We start from the raw sequence: 16,427 nt of genomic DNA, 5'->3' as shown, positions 1-16,427 counted from the left end.
TTCAGAGTGAGATGTCGAACTCAAGTAGCATTTACTGTCTGAGTGTGCACTTTTCAGAGTGAGATGTCGAACTCAACCCGCAGTCACCGCCTGAGTGTGCACTTTTCAGAGCGAAATGTTGAACTCAACCCGCATTCACTATCCAAGTGTGCACTTTCCGGAGTGAGATGTCGAACTCAGCCCTCAGTCACCGCCTGAGTGTGCACTTTTCAGAGCGAAATGTCGAACTCAGCCCGCATTCACCATCCGAGTGTGCACTTTCCGGTGTGAGATGTCGAACTCAACCCGCAGTCACCGCCTGAGTGTGCACTTTTCAGAGCGAAATGTCGAACTCAATCCGCAGCACCCATCTAAGTATGCACTTTTCAGAACGAGATGTCGATTCTATTAAATAATGACACAACGAAGGAGCAGCTCTCACTACTAAACGATCTAAGATTCCATTGAAAAAAGCTAAAATAAAAGAGTGAACAGTGATAATTCAAATACTGTTCATAAAAACAAAAAAAGAAGACCCGGACAGGTCTTCTTTTTCCATTATATGATTTTACTTCTTGCGTTGCTGTTTACCAGAATTCCGTCCACCTTTTTGTTCGAAAGGACTTTGATTCCGACGGTTGTTCTTATTAGAACTTTGATTTAACTGTTTTGAATTCGTCTGAGTAGCTTGAACAGTCCGACGCTTTGGTTTCTTACGCTTGGCAACGGGTTTACCACCGTGTTTTTTCTCCATCTCTTTTTCAAGTTTAGGCTTATAGTAAAGATTGGTTATAAGTGACTGACCAATCGCGACGAATCCACCGACGAACCAGTATAAAGTCAACCCGGCCGGACCTGTAATTGAAACCATTAAGATCATCACGGGACTCATGTACATCATGGCGCCAGACTGCTTACGCGCATCTTCTGGCATGCCAGCCTGCATCACTTTAGTTTGAGCAAAATAAACAAGACCCGTTAATAGAGCGAGTATGATACTTCGTTGGCCTAAATTGATCCCCAGCCAGCTTGCGCTTTGAATCGTATCGGACAATCGAATAGCCTGGAACATTGCCGTAAATATGGGAAGCTGAATGAGCAGCGGTAAGCAGCCTGCCAAGCCTCCAAGCATATTGACATTATTTTCCTGATAAATTTCCATCATTTCCGCTTGCAGTTCCTGTTTAACTTTTGGATCATTCGTTTCTTTCATTTCAGCCTGAATTTCGTCAGTTACAGGTTTGACCGTAGCCATTTTAGCTTGTTGTTCCAAAGTTGTACGCTGCTGTTTGATCGATAACGGCAAGATAAGGATACGAACAATTATTGTGATCACGATAATTGCTAAACCGTAGCTACCCGTAAAATCTGCTAGAACTTCGATAAACTGCTGAGTTGGAAGTACAAGATAAGTATATAAAAATTGAGAGAATCCGCCGGCAGGTCTACCAGTTTCCTGGTCGATCCGCATACAGCCTGATAAAAATAGAACGATGGAAAGCATTCCACCTGATAATAACCATCTTTTAGTACGATTTTTCAATTGCATTCCATCCTTTAAGTTGAATTAGTAGTGACATTTTCCAATACGCTATTCACCACTATACCTTAATGGATAGTAAAATTCAATTAGCCTGAGAAAAGTTTGATTTTTCTTCAATCTTTTCGTCATAAGTGACAACAACCTTGTCGACATCAGCAGCGGGAGAAGGTCCCTTACGCAGTCTTTCGATAAAGTCTTTTATCTGTTCTTCCTTGCCGACCGCTTCGACATAAACCGTACCATCCGGTTCATTTTTAACGATACCTGTAACGCCCAATTCATCAGCAGCCTGTTTTGTGGAAAAACGAAACCCTACACCCTGAACGCGGCCGGAAATGTCAGCACGGATTTTTTGTGTAGTCGTATTTTTCAAAGGATCATTAGCAAAGACGATTTCTCCATCTGACTCACTGTTCTTTCCTTTATTGAAAAAATCATTAAATATTGAGCTCATTTATAGTCCTCCTTCTTTTTTTATTACACGAATAAGATTGCTTATATTAACAGTTTACTTGTTTTTTTGTTCCAACGCCAAAGAAAGCAATTCTACTCCAGACGATCAGCAAGTGACCTACCTTGAAAAGTTATTTCATGCTATAATTAAGCAGAATAGAGAGGAAGGAGCAAAAGAATGCCACGCAAAAAGAAACGAGGAAGACCAAAGAAAAAACAGCATATCATCGCCCCCGAAGGAATAGGATTCATTCTTTCATTTATGAGTATATTAACATTAGGATCTTTTGGGTTCGTGGGGCGGTTTTTTACCAATGTTTTACGTTTTTTTGTCGGACAAACCTTTACATTTTCAGCAATTATTTTATTGGGACTCGGAATTTATCTAATATTAAAAGGAGACTGGCCTAGTTTAAAAGATGCCAAGATCAAAGGCGGCGTTCTTTTATACACCGCTTGGCTTGTGTTTTTACATTCCAGATGGTTTGCTCCGATCATCAACGATTCAATCAATAGTGTCGTCGCAACCTGGCGATTTTTCTGGCCGCAGTTTATTTCAAACAGTATCGGTACAGACATTGGCGGGGGTATGATCGGCTCGATCTTTTTCAGTATCAGTTATTTTCTTTTCAGTGTAGCCGGAACGTACTTAATGATCATTGCTCTGGTCTTTTTTGGAGTTATGACTTTTTTCCAGTTCTCTTACCGCGGGCTGTTTGACCGCATCAGAAAGTTACTTAAATCGATCGGGTTCAAGCTGCAGGAGAGATTTAAAAATTTCCAGACTAAACGCGCTGAAAATTCTAAACAAAAGAAAACAAAAGCAAAGAGAAAAGGAAAGAAAAATTCCGAATCAGCTTCGACTCCAAATAGTGATGAAGTAATAAAAGAAGATATACCACGGGCCGAAACAGAACACTCGGAACAAAGAGCTCTTGAAATCGAAGGATATCAGGAACTTCAATCAAAATATGAACAGCAAGTAGAAAAGCAGCAGCAAGCAGAAAAAACTGCTGGTAAAAAACAAGGTGACGACAGCAGCGAGGACGACACGCCGGTAGAATTTGAAATTGGAGAAGAAGAGAATCAGTCCTATAAATTGCCGCCTGTCTCCATACTTGATGAACATGAAGCTATTGACCAATCAAATGAATATTCTATTATTCAGAAAAACGTCAATAAGCTGGAAGAAACTTTTGAGAGCTTTGGTGTGCAAGCGAAGGTAACTAAAGCAAATCTGGGTCCTGCTGTAACGAAGTATGAAATTCAGCCGGCTACGGGTGTAAAAGTCAGTAAAATCGTTAATTTGTCAGACGATCTGGCCCTCGCATTAGCGGCCAAAGACATCAGGATGGAAGCACCTATTCCAGGTAAAGCAGTGATCGGAATCGAAGTCCCCAACTCTGAAGTCAGCACCGTTTCATTTAGAGAAACGATCGAGGGACAAAAACATAATAAAGATCGACTGCTTGAAGTACCGCTTGGACGAGATATTGCCGGCAATGTAGCGATGGCTGATTTATCTAAAATGCCTCACTTGCTGGTAGCAGGGGCAACGGGATCAGGAAAATCCGTGTCGATCAATGGTATAATCACAAGTTTACTGCTTAAAGCAAAACCTAACGAAGTTAAATTGATGATGATCGATCCTAAAATGGTTGAACTCAATGTCTATAATGGTATCCCGCATCTATTGACCCCTGTCGTTACGAATCCAAAAAAAGCGGCTCAGGCTTTGCATAAAGTCGTTCAGGAGATGGAACGTCGGTATGAACTTTTTGCAGCAAGCGGAACTCGTAACATGGAAAGCTACAATCTGTATGTCAAAAAGAAAAATAATGAAAACGATGAAGGCTTACTGCCGCTGCCGTTTATCGTCGTGATCGTTGATGAGCTGGCAGACCTTATGATGGTTGCTTCTAATGAAGTTGAAGATGCAATTATCAGGCTTGCTCAAATGGCTAGGGCAGCCGGAATCCATATGATATTGGCCACACAAAGGCCTAGTGTCGACGTTATAACAGGAATCATTAAAGCCAACGTGCCATCGCGGATTGCTTTTGCCGTATCAAGCGGAACAGATTCGAGAACAATTTTGGACAGTAACGGAGCAGAAAAATTGCTCGGGCGCGGAGATATGCTGTTTCAACCTATGGGCGCTAATAAAGCGACACGTGTGCAAGGTGCCTTTATTTCAGATGAAGAAGTTGAAGCGGTTGTTGCGTTCGTCAAAGAACAGCAGGAAGCCAATTATGTTGAAGAAATGATTCCAAAAGATGAGCCAAAAACTCAGACAGGCGAATCAGAAGATGAACTATATAATGATGCCGTCGATTTAGTGGTCGACATGCAGACGGCCAGCATCTCTCTATTACAAAGACGTTTCAGAATCGGTTATAACCGGGCGGCTCGTATCGTTGATGAAATGGAAGTAAAGGGGATCGTTGGACCCCATGAAGGTTCCAAGCCTAGGGAAGTCTTGGTCACTGAAACAGAACAAACTGATGTAAGTGAAGAGATGACAGAAGAATAAATTCAAAAAAAAGAAAGTTAAATTAAGATTAAAAAAATTTAACTTTCTTTTTTATTACAAGAATGTTACTATGTACTCATGAAAGGGTTAACAGACAATCTGCTGCAGGGTTTATTATTACTGGAAATGCTGCAACAGAGTGTTTTAGACCTTTTAATGTAATTAAAATTATAGGGGGAATTATAGTGTCAAATATCAAGTTAAGAAGTTTATTGGCAATTGGTTCATCAGCACTTCTTTTAGCAGCATGTTCAGGAGAGGACGCATCTGATACTTCTACAGATGAGCCAACAACTGAAGAAGATACAACAGCTGATTCCGGAGATACATCTGGAGACAATACAGAATCAGTCGATTTCTCAGTAGCTATGGTTACTGACGAAGGTGGCGTAGATGACCGTTCATTCAACCAGTCCGCATGGGAAGGGATCAAAGAATGGGGTCAGGAAAATGGCCTTGAAGAAGGTTCAGGTTACGCTTACTATCAGTCAGATGACTCATCAGACTTCGTACCTAACTTCAACCAGGCTTTAGCTGATGGTTATGACATTATTTATGGTATTGGATACTTACTGCTAGATTCAGTCAACCAGGTAGCTGACCAGAACCCTGACCAGCACTTTGGTATCGTTGACGATATTTCAGATCGCGACAACGTTGTTTCACTTACATTTAAAGATCACCAGGCAGCTTTCTTGGCAGGTGTAGCAGCAGCTGAAACAACTGAAACAGGCAAAGTCGGATTTATCGGCGGAATCAAAGGCCCAGTTATCGACCGTTTCCAGACAGGTTTTGAAGCAGGCGTCGCTCACGTTGACGACAGTATCGATGTAGACGTTCAGTATGCAGAATCATTTGGTGATGCAGGTATTGGTCAACAGATCGCCGCAGGTATGTTCTCAAACGGCGCAGACATCATTTACCACGCAGCAGGTGCTGTAGGTAACGGTGTATTTACTGAAGCCCGTAACCGTATGGAATCAGACCCAGACAACAAACTTTGGGTAATCGGTGTTGACCGTGACCAGGAAGCAGAAGGTGACTATGATGGTGGTAACCTTACTTTAACATCAACACTTAAACAGGTTGGTAATGCTGTAGTAGAATCAACAAAACAGGCAATCGATGAAGGCTTCCCAGGCGGAGAAACAATCGCTTACGGTTTAGAAAAAGGCGGAGTTGACTTGGTAGAAGGTAACCTATCAGAAGAAGCTTGGTCAGCAGTTGAAGAAGCACGCCAAGGTGTTATCGATGGAGATATCGAAGTACCAGAATTCACTTATAGTAATTAATAATTAAATACTGAAAAGTTCAGAGTTTTAAAAATCAAGAGTTAAGCGCTGGTCTATAGGCTGGCGCTTTTTCTAGTAAAGATGAAATATCGCTTGCACAATCATGAAAAATAAGTAATAATGTGTAATGTTATACAATACAATCATATTAGGGAGGGATCGGTATTGGCACAGACAGAAAGAGTCATAGAAATGAAAGGCATTACAAAGAAATTCGGCGAATTCAAAGCGAATGACAATATCAATTTGAACGTTGAAAAAGGTGAAATACATGCCCTTTTAGGAGAAAATGGCGCAGGGAAATCTACTCTGATGAATATCTTGTCTGGATTGTTAGAACCGACATCGGGAGAAATTATTGTAAACGGTAAAAAAGAAAAAATCGATTCACCTGAGAAAGCCAATCAGTTAGGAATCGGTATGGTTCACCAGCATTTTATGCTTGTGGACAAATTTACTGTAGCTGAAAATATTATGTTGGGTAAAGAAAAACATAATTATGGCTTTATGGATGATCAAGGCGCGGAAAAAGACGTAAAAGATTTATCAGATCGCTACGGTCTTACCGTTGACCCATCTGCAAAAATAGAAGATATCAGTGTAGGCATGCAGCAGCGTGCGGAAATCCTCAAAACCTTATTCCGTGGTGCAGACATTCTGATTTTTGATGAACCAACAGGTGTATTGACCCCGCAGGAAATCGATGAACTCATGGATATCATGAAAAAATTGACAGATGAAGGCAAATCGATCATTCTGATCACACATAAGCTTGACGAAATCAAGAAAGTTGCTGACCGCTGTACTGTTATCCGTCGAGGAAAGAGTATCGATACTGTGGACGTTAAATCAACATCCCAGCAAGAACTTGCTGATATGATGGTCGGACGTTCTGTTTCGTTTAAAGTTGAAAAACAGGCCCCTTCACCTAAAGGACCCGTGCTGGAAATCAAAAATTTAACTGTTAAAGAATCCCGCGGTCTTGAAGCTGTAAAAAATATCGACCTCGAAGTAAAAGCAGGAGAAGTTTTAGGTATAGCTGGTGTTGATGGCAATGGACAATCAGAACTGATCCAGGCGATCACTGGATTGACCAAAATAGAATCTGGAACAATCAAGCTGGATGGTAAAGACATCACAGGTAAAAAACCTCGAGAAGTTACAGAAACAGGATTGGGACATATTCCTGAAGACAGACATCGTCACGGGTTAGTCCTACCAATGATGCTGGAAGAAAATATGACCCTGCAGCAGTACTATCAGAAGCCATTCAGTAAAAATGGATTTCTTAACCACGGTAAAATAAAAGAATATGCGAAAAAATTGATCGAAGAGTTTGACGTTAGAACTCAGAGCGAGGAATCCACAGCAGCTTCTCTTTCTGGTGGTAACCAGCAGAAGGCGATTATTGCACGAGAAATAAATAGAGACCCGGCATTACTGATTGCAGCACAACCGACTCGTGGGCTGGACGTGGGTGCGATCGAATATATTCATAAGCGTTTAATTGAACAACGCGATAATGGAAAAGCTGTGTTGCTCATGAGTTATGAATTAGATGAAGTTATGAATGTATCTGACCGCATAGCTGTTATGTATGACGGTAAAATCATTGCCATCGTCAATGCAGAAGATACTTCTGAAAATGAACTGGGACTACTGATGGCAGGTGTGCCACTTGAAAAAGCCAAGAAAGAACTGGCTGGAAAAGTTGAAACAGACGGAAAGGAGCGTGCAACTGTTGCAAACGACGAGTAAAAATAGACTAAATGCTTTATTGATTCCTTTATTCTCTATTCTTCTAGGCTTTATTTTTGGAGCGATTCTTATGTTGCTCTTTGGTTATAACCCGATCGATGCTTATTCTGCGATGTTGATGGGAGTATTCAACAGTCCTTACTTTATGGGAGAAGCCATAAGACAGGCCACTGTACTTACCTTTACTGGATTAGGATTTGCGATCGCGTTTAAGGCAGGATTTTTCAACATCGGTGTAGCCGGTCAGTTACTTGCCGGCTGGGTCGCTGCCATATGGGTAGCTTTGAGTTTCCCGGATCTACCAAGAATCATCCTGCTGACGCTCAGCTTAGGTGCAGCAATTATAGCTGGTGCTGTATGGGCAGGAATAGCAGGAGCTTTACGGGCTTACTTTGGAACCAGTGAAGTTATCGTTACGATCATGTTGAACTATACAGCTTTGCATCTGACGAACTATATTATCAGAAGTGTTTTAGCTACAGGAAATACTACTGAGATCGTTGGAGAGAATGCAAGCCTCAGGGTAGGCTGGTTAACAACTCTGACACAAGGTTCACGTATCAATATGGGTTTATTCATTGCAATCATTGTTGTCATTCTATATTGGGTATTCATGACTCAAACAACAGCAGGTTTTGAAGTAAGAGCCGTTGGATTGAATCCAGATGCTTCGACATACGCCGGTATGAGTGCAAAAAGAAATATCATCTTATCAATGCTTATCAGTGGTGGTTTAGCTGGTTTAGGCGGAGCAGTCCATGGACTAGGTACATTCGGTAATCTCTTCACCCAAAGTGGCTTGCCAAGTCTAGGTTTCAATGGTATCGCTGTTGCATTGCTTGGTTTAGGTAATCCTGTGGGTATCTTTTTCTCCTCCATTTTATTTGGTGTCTTAGACGTCGGTGCCGGATTCATGCCGAACCGTGCAGGCGTTCCAGATGAAATGGCTGACATTGTTATTGCGGCAATCATTTTCTTCGTCGGTGCTAACTATGTCATTCGTTTAGTGCTTGATAAAATGCAAAGCAATAAAACTGCAGAAAAAGGAGGAGAATAGGCATGAATATCGTTTCTTTATTACAGCTGATCGTATCAAGTTCACTCGTCTATGCCGCTCCACTTATCTTTACTGCTTTAGGTGGAACGTTCTCAGAACGCAGTGGCGTTGTAAACATTGGTCTGGAAGGTATCATGGTTATGGGTGCCTTTATGTCCGCTATATTTAACTTAACATTTTACAGTACATTTGGTGCAATGACACCCTGGTTGGGTCTACTTGCCGGTGGTGTGATCGGAATATTATTTTCACTGATACATGCCGTTGCAACGATCAATCTGCGTGCAGACCACATCGTTTCCGGTACGGTTATCAACTTGGCAGCACCAGCTTTAGCCGTGTTCCTGACACGTGCTATATACGGTGCAGCTCAGACTGGTCCATTAGCCCGTTCGTTCGGTTTTTCCAATATTTTCTTATTGGAAAAAATACCAGTCATTGGCCCAATTTTCTTCCAGAACACGTCAGGACCTGCTTATTTGGGTATACTGACTGCTATCATAGCATGGGTCGTTCTCTTTAAAACACGATTCGGCCTGCGTTTGCGTTCAGTAGGTGAGCATCCTCATGCCGCTGAAACGCTGGGGATCAACGTTTACTTGATGAAATATTCTGGCGTCTTGATTTCCGGATTCTTAGGAGGTATCGGTGGAGCTATCCAAGCTCAAGCTATCCATAATGAGTTTGGTATCTTGACTGTAGCAGGTCAAGGATTCATCTCCATGGCTGCTATGATTTTTGGTAAATGGAATCCACTGGGAGCAATGGGAGCAGCGATTTTCTTTGGATTTGCTCAAAGTCTTGCTCGTATTGGTAACTATATCCCGATCATACAGGATGTTCCAGGTATCTGGCTGCAGGTTCTTCCATACTTATTGACTATCGTTATTTTAGTTGGAGTTGTGGGACGTTCAACAGCACCTAAAGACTTAGGAAACACATTTGTTAAATCTAAATAAAACAGATATTGAAAAAGTCATTCGATGTTTTTATCGAATGACTTTTTTTAAATGTGTTCAGCTTACCAGAAGTCCGGTTCTTTTTCTGAAGTGTCATTGTGGTAGAATACACTCTCTCTGTAACGGATCATACGCGTATTCCATTTTGGCTCAGGTATCGGACGTTTATCTGTGAGATGATAAATCAGGAAAAGTTTTGGAAAGTTTACTCCAGCTCCGAGTGCCATCACCTGACTACCACAAAAGCGCGGATTGATATCGGTCAGTTTGTATTAACCATCTTCTTTCATAAACTGAAGATTTAAAAATTCATTATCGATCAGCGTTTCAGCAATAGTTGAAGAAATTTCTATCAACTCGTTATGTCTAAGGACGGTACCGTCGAGTACGAGACCATTTGAAACGCCCGTTCGTTCTCTAGGGACACTGATCACAGTTTTGGAATCATGTACGTAAACATCTACACTGAATTCAAGTTTACCCAAATTTTTCATGACCATGCGCCAATGGGTATTATTAGACTCCAAGTAATCGTCAAAGGCAAAAACACGGGAGCGCTGTTGTTCGATTGCTTTTATAAAATTTTTATGACTTGTAAGTATGGCAAAGCCTGTAGCGCCATGGCCTGAAGTATCCTTAACGACTAATTCCTTCTCATTTTTCAACTCATTCTGAATTAAATGCTTTAGCTCTGTATGTGTTTTAAACGTGAAATAAGTAGGAATATAGTGACTAAGACCTTGCTCTATGAGCCATTCATAGGTAGAAACCTTATCAAGCAAAATGTCAAAGTGTTCGCTTTCGGGAAGAGCAAATGGAATAGATAAATGGTGATCGTAATCATCAAACAAAGTAATTTCCTGTGGATGGCTGGGAAATACAGCTTGAACATTTTCTTTAGCAATGATCTCATCCAACTTGGAGAAATAACTTTCTTTATCTTCTGAAAATCTAGGCAGACGATAGACTCGGTCACAAAAAAATATTTCCCGCTGTATGTATCCTTGAATCGATACCGATGATTTCAATGTTATTGATTTCTTTTAAACCCTTCAAGATGCCATGAGCAACTGGAGTGCCTATAGAAGGTTACGAGAACTGTCAGTTTTTGCATATAATCTCCTTCGTTGTTGTTAAACTCATACATATAAATCCTTGGTTTAATTTTATCGGATTTATGATCAGCTTACAATGAGTAAGGACTATTTCTTTTCTATAGCAATAAGAAAAGGGGGTGAATTTTTCTGGTTAAGGTACTGATACTGCAAAACAGAATACTCTTTTTGAGGCAGCGTTTCAACGTACTTTAATAGCGCATCTTTTTCCTCAGGTCCTCCTTCATGACCATAATAAACCATCAATAAGACCAGACCATTCTTTTTAAGGTAAGATAAGGCCAGTTCAATACTTTTTAGAGTCGATGCTGGAGTGGTCACTATCGACTTATCGCCTTTAGGAAGATAACCAAGATTGTAGACGACTAATGAAACAGAGTCAGCAGGGGAGAGCACTTCGTCAATAGTTTCATGTCCTTTATGGTGAAGGGTGACACGGGCGTCTACTCCAGTCTCCTTCAGCCGCTTTTGTGTGACAGTGAGAGCTGATTTCTGAATATCAAAACCGATCACCTTGCCAGAATCTCCAACAAGTCTGGCAAGATGCAGTGTGTCATGACCATTTCCAACCGTCGCATCTATAACGGTATCTCCTGACTGAACAGCTTGTTCAATCAGTGCACGGGTAAAAGCTAAAGCATGAAGTAACATGTGAGTCATCCCCTTATTTTCATATAATCAAATAATTGAAATATACTCAATCATAGCAGATAAAAGAAAGTGAAGTCAAAACGAGTAGTTTAATATAAATGAGTAGAACACCTGACAAAGTTATGTACTTTAACAACTTAGAATAGTTTGCTCAAGAGTTGAATCAGATTTTTGAAGTATGCCGTTGGTAAGCAAACGAAATAACTGTTGCGACAAACTTCCTGCTTTGGTATGATTAAAGCAATAGATAAATGCCTGTGGGAGTACTAGGGGATCCTGTCTGACTTAGAGAGTGTATGGGTGGTGGAAATACACGAGACAGCAACTGAACTTACCCGCAAACAAAGCAGCTTTATGATCACAGGTCGTAAAGTCGTCCTCCGCGTTAAGGAAAAAGGCCGCCTGGTGCTTTAATACAGGTGGTAAATATAGGTGGTACCGCGACTATAACGCCCTATGATCAGATTTTTTAAAACTGTTCATAGGTTTTTTTATTTATGGACAGAGAAGTGACCAGCTTTTAAACAAACCGACAGAAATTAAGGAGAGAGAGACATGTCTTTTAATCACCATCAGGTAGAAAAGAAATGGCAGAAATTTTGGGAAGAGAATCATACATTTAAAGCAACAGAAGATGATGAGAAAGAATATTTCTATGCACTGGATATGTTTCCCTACCCATCCGGACAAGGCCTTCACGTAGGCCATCCAGAAGGATACACGGCGACAGATATCATTTCCCGAATAAGACGCAGTCAAGGCTTCAATGTCCTGCATCCAATGGGGTGGGACGCTTTCGGGTTGCCTGCAGAACAATATGCCTTGGATACGGGAAATGATCCCGCTGAATTCACTGAGAAAAATATCCAGACATTTAAGCGTCAAATTAATTCACTCGGTTTCAGTTATGACTGGGAAAGAGAAATCAATACAACAGATCCTGAATACTACAAATGGACGCAGTGGATTTTCACTAAACTTGTCGAACACGGTCTCGCCTATCAGGCTGAAGTCCCTGTCAACTGGTGTCCCGCTTTAGGCACAGTATTAGCTAATGAAGAAGTGATCGACGGTAAATCGGAACGCGGGGGACATCCTGTTTACCGTAAACCGATGAAACAGTGGATGCTTAAAATAACAGCTTACGCCGACCGTTTACTTGAGGATTTAAAAGACGTCGACTGGCCGGAACATATCAAGGACATGCAGCGAAACTGGATCGGTAAATCAGAAGGTGCTGAAATCACCTTTAAAGTAAAAGGTACCAAGGAATCCTTCAATGTCTTTACCACAAGACCGGACACGATTTTTGGTGCCACGTATGCAGTACTTGCTCCTGAGTCTGAACTCATCGATAAAATAACGACTGAAAAACAAAAAGAAGCCATCGAATCATACCGTAAAGAAGCCTATAAAAAATCCGACCTTGAACGAACGGACTTGAACAAAAATAAAACAGGGGTCTTCACTGGGGCTTACGCCATCAATCCGGTCACCGAAGAGGAAATGCCTATTTGGATTGCTGACTATGTGCTCGCTTCATATGGAACAGGAGCCATTATGGCTGTTCCGGCACATGATCAACGTGACTTTGAGTTTGCACAAAAATATGACCTTTCGATCCGTCCGGTGATTGAAGGAGGGAATACGGAAAAAGAAGCCTACACGAGGGATGGCCAGCACATTAATTCCGACTTTATCAATGGTATGGCATTGGAAGAAGCAAATCAGGCCATCATTGATTATCTCGAAGAGAAAAAAGTGGGGGAAAGCAAAACGACCTACCGTCTAAGAGACTGGCTGTTTGCAAGACAAAGGTACTGGGGAGAGCCGATCCCTGTGATCCACTGGGAGGACGGTACGACTACAACAGTAAAAGAAGAAGATCTACCTGTAGTCCTTCCAAAAACAACTGAAATCAAACCTTCAGGAACAGGAGAATCTCCGCTTGCCAACATCACCGACTGGGTCAATGTCGTGGATGAAGAGACAGGGATGAAAGGAAAACGTGATACAAATACCATGCCGCAGTGGGCTGGAAGTTCATGGTACTTCCTGCGGTATATCGATCCGCATAACACAGACAGGATCGCTGACCCTAAGCTGCTTGAAAAATGGCTGCCCGTTGATTTGTATATCGGAGGAGCGGAACATGCTGTCCTGCATCTTTTGTATGCACGCTTCTGGCACAAATTCCTTTATGACTTGGAGCTCGTTCCAACAAAAGAACCTTTCCAGAAGCTTTTCAACCAGGGAATGATCCTAGGTGAAAACAATGAAAAAATGTCTAAATCAAAAGGGAATGTAGTCAATCCTGACGATGTTGTGGAGAAATATGGTGCAGACACACTCAGACTTTATGAAATGTTTATGGGCCCTCTGGACGCAGCGATTGCCTGGAGTGAAGAAGGTCTTGAAGGGGCAAGACGCTTTTTAGACCGAGTCTGGCGCTTGCTTGTGGACGAAGAGGATAAAATGAGAGACCGCATCACGACACATAATGATGGGAAATTGGATGTAGTCTACCATCAAACCGTGAAAAAAGTCACGGAAGATTATGACGCGCTTCAATTCAACACGGCGATTTCGCAACTCATGGTCTTCACGAATGCGGCTTATAAAGCAGACACACTGCCTCTGAATTATGTGAAAGGCTTTATTCAGTTACTCGCACCTATTGCACCGCATCTCGGTGAAGAATTGTGGGCGAAAGTGACTGGATCAAATGAGGGAATCAGTTATGAACCATGGCCTGATTTTGATGAAAATAAACTGGTCAAAGACGAAGTCACAGTGGTTTTCCAGGTGAACGGTAAAGTTCGCCGGAAAGTACTGGTACCAAGTTCGATATCCAAAGAGGAGCTGGAAGCCAGAGCCTTAAAAGACGCACGCATCAAAGAATTTATTGAAGGAAAGACGGTACGAAAAGTCATCGTTGTTCCCGGTAAATTAGTAAATATCGTCGCAAATTAAACAGTTAAAATAAAAAAATGTTCAGACCCGTATTGTTGGAGGATCGATTCCTCCAGGGATGCGGGTCTGTTTTTATACGTCTAAAAATAGTTACAAGCTCTTCAATTGTAATGGTATACTTAAAAAAATAAGTTGAACTCATGATTAAATTGTCTAGTAAAATGGACCAGGAAAAGAGGCGTTATAAATGGAAAGAAAACCGGAGCTCAAATCGCCGACAAAAAATGATTTCAAAACATTCACCCGACTCTTGTGGTCGACTAATATATCCAAAGGCCTAATCGCTATCGGACTTGCTGGGAGCATCCTCTCCATTGCAACGCGATTATTGATCCCGCTGGCGACCCAGCAATTCATAGATGGCATCGAACTGGATTTCTTTACTCCCTGGATGATTGCTGCTGTTGTCGTGATTTTCATCGTTCAAGTCTTGTTCAGCGGCTTTTCAAATTATGTATTATTTAAAATCGGTCAGCACGTTGTATCGGGTTTGAGAAAGTTCCTTTGGAATAAAATCATTAAACTCCCTGTATCTTTTTTCGACCGGTATGCATCTGGCGAGATCGTCAGCAGGCTGACCAACGACACCTCGATCGTCCAGAATCTGATTTCTTCATTTTTTCCGCAGTTTATCAGTGGTGTTTTATCTTTAACAGGTATTTTCTTTATCCTGATCATCATGGACTGGCAAATGACTTTGGTCATGCTGACTGCTGTACCACTGGCTTTGGCTCTCACTCAACCGCTGGGGAAGCGCATTGCCAGAGTGTCACGTGAAATGCAGGACGAAACAGCGATGTTTTCAGGAAAAGTCCAGCAGACGGTTGCCGAAGTGAGATTAATGAAATCCTCAACTGCTGAGAGAGCTGAAAAAAACAAAGGCGAGAAGAATATAAACAAGCTTTACCGTATCGGTTTGAAGGAGGGGAAATATATTGCTGTCATTGGGCCACTGATATATACTTTGATGATGGGCGTGATGGTACTTGTCATTGGGTACGGTGGTGTGCGGGTAGCCCGCGGTGAGATGTCGACTGGCCAGCTGGTCGCGTTCCTGCTTTATTTATTCCAGGTGATTTTTCCTATCACGACCTTTATGAATTTCTTTATGCAGATTCAAAAAGCTGTAGGGGCTACCGAACGGATTGCTCAGATCTTGGATGAACAGAAAGAAGAAAAAGGTCAAGGAGTAGACATTAGAATAGACGGCTTGCCGATCATGTTTGATGAGGTAAGTTTTTCTTATGAAACTGACAAAAAAGTGATCAAGCCGATTTCTTTTGTGGCTTATCCGGGAGAAAAAATAGCCTTTGCCGGTCCAAGTGGCGGTGGGAAATCTACCCTTTTTGCTTTACTTGAACGATTTTATAAACCTGACAGCGGGGAAATTCGTGTTGGGGATACGCCGATCAATGAAATCAGTATGACGTCCTGGCGCAGTCAGATCGGTTACGTGTCGCAGGAAAACGCGATGATGTCAGGAACGATAAAAGAGAATCTTACTTATGGACTACTGGATTCAGAAAAGATTTCAGACGAACGGTTGTGGGAAGTTCTTGAAATGACATATGCCAAAACGTTTATCGAACAGTTTCCTGACAAGCTGGAAGAGGAAATCGGTGAGCGGGGTTCAAAGCTCTCTGGAGGGCAGCGCCAGCGTATAAATATAGCACGGGCATTTTTAAGAGACCCCAAAATACTGATGATGGACGAAGCCACTGCCAGTCTGGATAGTCAATCTGAAAAGATCGTTTCGCAGGCTTTGAACAAGCTCATGAAAGGACGCACGACGTTTGTTATTGCTCACCGTTTAAGTACGATAGTGGATGCCGATAAAATCCTTTTTATTGAAGAAGGCAAGTTGACCGGTATGGGTACGCATAAGGCACTGCTTGAGACTCATCCACTCTATCAGTTGTTCGCGACTCAACAGTTGTCCAAAGATTAAAGGATTACAAAATCGAGGTCAATCTGGAACGTTTCATGAATCTTTCTCCTAAAAGATTGCACCTCTGACATTAAAACAGTAAAATAGGTTTAGGCAAAAGGAGCACTCTGCTCCTTTTTTTCTGAATAAAAAAGTTCAAACCATCTTATGTGGATATGGTGAAAGT

General features: G+C 41.7%; 12 protein-coding genes. 7 read left to right on the top strand and 5 right to left on the bottom strand.

The window, feature by feature from the left end:
* Nucleotides 1-547: 547 nt before the first annotated feature.
* Together yidC and AKA01nite_RS04720 are read right to left on the bottom strand one after the other, a co-directional pair.
* The gene (gene yidC, locus AKA01nite_RS04725) at nt 548-1,528 is read right to left on the bottom strand and encodes a membrane protein insertase YidC (protein ID WP_371860857.1); all 981 of its coding nucleotides are present in this window, start codon (nt 1,526-1,528) and stop codon (nt 548-550) included.
* A 76-nt stretch (nt 1,529-1,604) separates the two neighbouring features.
* The gene (locus AKA01nite_RS04720) at nt 1,605-1,976 is read right to left on the bottom strand and encodes an acylphosphatase (RefSeq protein WP_146924169.1); all 372 of its coding nucleotides are present in this window, start codon (nt 1,974-1,976) and stop codon (nt 1,605-1,607) included.
* 177 nt (nt 1,977-2,153) lie between these two features.
* On the opposite strand from AKA01nite_RS04720, the gene AKA01nite_RS04715 reads away from it, so the two are divergent.
* The 5 genes from AKA01nite_RS04715 to AKA01nite_RS04695 all read left to right on the top strand — a co-directional run bounded on the left by AKA01nite_RS04715 (nt 2,154) and on the right by AKA01nite_RS04695 (nt 9,574).
* Nucleotides 2,154-4,508 carry an FtsK/SpoIIIE family DNA translocase gene (locus AKA01nite_RS04715; RefSeq protein ID WP_146924168.1) on the top strand — a complete coding sequence of 785 codons (2,355 nt, stop codon included), beginning with the start codon at nt 2,154-2,156 and terminating at the stop codon, nt 4,506-4,508.
* Between the two features lie 185 nt (nt 4,509-4,693).
* The gene (locus tag AKA01nite_RS04710) at nt 4,694-5,800 is read left to right on the top strand and encodes a BMP family lipoprotein (protein ID WP_246116988.1); all 1,107 of its coding nucleotides are present in this window, start codon (nt 4,694-4,696) and stop codon (nt 5,798-5,800) included.
* Nucleotides 5,801-5,992: 192 nt separating this feature from the next.
* Nucleotides 5,993-7,558, top strand: a complete 1,566-nt coding sequence (locus tag AKA01nite_RS04705) for an ABC transporter ATP-binding protein (RefSeq protein ID WP_246116991.1) — start codon at nt 5,993-5,995, stop codon at nt 7,556-7,558.
* Nucleotides 7,539-8,615: an ABC transporter permease gene (locus AKA01nite_RS04700; protein ID WP_246116990.1), complete on the top strand. Its 1,077-nt coding sequence runs from the start codon at nt 7,539-7,541 to the stop codon at nt 8,613-8,615. Before AKA01nite_RS04705 ends, AKA01nite_RS04700 begins: the two co-directional genes overlap by 20 nt.
* Nucleotides 8,616-8,617: 2 nt before the next feature.
* Entirely contained in the window at nt 8,618-9,574 is a 957-nt protein-coding gene (locus AKA01nite_RS04695) for an ABC transporter permease (protein WP_146924165.1), read from the top strand.
* A 62-nt stretch (nt 9,575-9,636) separates the two neighbouring features.
* Here AKA01nite_RS04695 and AKA01nite_RS09295 read toward each other — a convergent pair whose 3' ends face one another.
* From AKA01nite_RS09295 to mnmM, 3 genes are all read right to left on the bottom strand, one after another.
* On the bottom strand, nt 9,637-9,801 hold the full coding sequence (locus AKA01nite_RS09295) for a hypothetical protein (RefSeq protein ID WP_186805097.1): 165 nt from the start codon (nt 9,799-9,801) through the stop codon (nt 9,637-9,639).
* A gap of 45 nt (nt 9,802-9,846) precedes the next feature.
* Nucleotides 9,847-10,602 (bottom strand): ATP-grasp domain-containing protein, encoded by a 756-nt coding sequence (locus AKA01nite_RS04690; protein ID WP_146924164.1) that lies wholly within the window; start codon nt 10,600-10,602, stop codon nt 9,847-9,849.
* 174 nt (nt 10,603-10,776) lie between these two features.
* Nucleotides 10,777-11,340 (bottom strand): tRNA 5-(aminomethyl)-2-thiouridylate-methyltransferase MnmM, encoded by a 564-nt coding sequence (gene mnmM / locus AKA01nite_RS04685; protein ID WP_146924163.1) that lies wholly within the window; start codon nt 11,338-11,340, stop codon nt 10,777-10,779.
* A gap of 555 nt (nt 11,341-11,895) precedes the next feature.
* On the opposite strand from mnmM, the gene leuS reads away from it, so the two are divergent.
* The gene (leuS, locus tag AKA01nite_RS04680; RefSeq protein WP_146924162.1) at nt 11,896-14,313 is read left to right on the top strand and encodes a leucine--tRNA ligase; all 2,418 of its coding nucleotides are present in this window, start codon (nt 11,896-11,898) and stop codon (nt 14,311-14,313) included.
* A gap of 187 nt (nt 14,314-14,500) precedes the next feature.
* Nucleotides 14,501-16,261: an ABC transporter ATP-binding protein gene (locus AKA01nite_RS04675; protein WP_146924161.1), complete on the top strand. Its 1,761-nt coding sequence runs from the start codon at nt 14,501-14,503 to the stop codon at nt 16,259-16,261.
* The last annotated feature ends 166 nt before the right edge of the window (nt 16,262-16,427 follow it).

Origin of the sequence: Alkalibacterium kapii (assembly GCF_007988865.1) — a bacterium.
In the GTDB taxonomy this organism is placed as follows: Bacteria; Bacillota; Bacilli; order Lactobacillales; family Carnobacteriaceae_A; genus Alkalibacterium; species Alkalibacterium kapii.
This window is presented reverse-complemented; position numbering and strand designations above follow the sequence as displayed.

Coding starts and splice junctions, on each gene's coding strand:
- AKA01nite_RS04720 (WP_146924169.1), bottom strand. CDS start 1,976: ATGAGCTCAATATTTAATGATTTTTTCAATAAAGGAAAGAACAGTGAG.
- AKA01nite_RS04705 (WP_246116991.1), top strand. CDS start 5,993: ATGAAAGGCATTACAAAGAAATTCGGCGAATTCAAAGCGAATGACAAT.
- AKA01nite_RS04715 (WP_146924168.1), top strand. CDS start 2,154: ATGCCACGCAAAAAGAAACGAGGAAGACCAAAGAAAAAACAGCATATC.
- yidC (WP_371860857.1), bottom strand. CDS start 1,528: ATGCAATTGAAAAATCGTACTAAAAGATGGTTATTATCAGGTGGAATG.
- AKA01nite_RS04675 (WP_146924161.1), top strand. CDS start 14,501: ATGGAAAGAAAACCGGAGCTCAAATCGCCGACAAAAAATGATTTCAAA.
- AKA01nite_RS04695 (WP_146924165.1), top strand. CDS start 8,618: ATGAATATCGTTTCTTTATTACAGCTGATCGTATCAAGTTCACTCGTC.
- leuS (WP_146924162.1), top strand. CDS start 11,896: ATGTCTTTTAATCACCATCAGGTAGAAAAGAAATGGCAGAAATTTTGG.
- mnmM (WP_146924163.1), bottom strand. CDS start 11,340: ATGTTACTTCATGCTTTAGCTTTTACCCGTGCACTGATTGAACAAGCT.
- AKA01nite_RS09295 (WP_186805097.1), bottom strand. CDS start 9,801: ATGGCACTCGGAGCTGGAGTAAACTTTCCAAAACTTTTCCTGATTTAT.